Genomic DNA, 322 nt, shown 5'->3' with positions numbered 1-322 from the left:
GATGTTCGCCCATCGCCCGCAGCAGGTTCAGCGGCGCCTGCACGGCGGACTGTGGTTGTGCGTGCTGCTGACACTGGCGTCGTTCTGGGCCAATGGCTTCTGGTCGCACTTGCTGCTGCGCTTCGGCACCGGGGTAGCAAGTGCCTGGGTGCTGGTGATGATCACTTCGTTGAGTCAACCATTGGCGGCGGCAGCAGGTCGTCCGCGATTGGGCGCTCTGGTATTTGCCGGACCGGGTTTGGGGATTTTTCTGACGGGGTTGTTGGCGCTGGTCTCACATCTGCTGAATCAGACGTCCGCAACGTTGTGGCTGATTTATGCC

Annotated in this window: 1 protein-coding gene; it reads left to right on the top strand. The window is 61.2% G+C overall.

The features are described from left to right. Positions 1–322: YbfB/YjiJ family MFS transporter (locus BK660_RS31855; protein WP_123436467.1), on the top strand; the 322-nt coding region annotated here is incomplete at both ends.

This window comes from Pseudomonas brassicacearum, assembly GCF_003732265.1.
GTDB lineage: Bacteria > Pseudomonadota > Gammaproteobacteria > Pseudomonadales > Pseudomonadaceae > Aquipseudomonas > Aquipseudomonas brassicacearum_D.
Note: the sequence above shows the minus strand (reverse complement) of the source record. Positions and strands in the feature narration are given on the sequence as shown.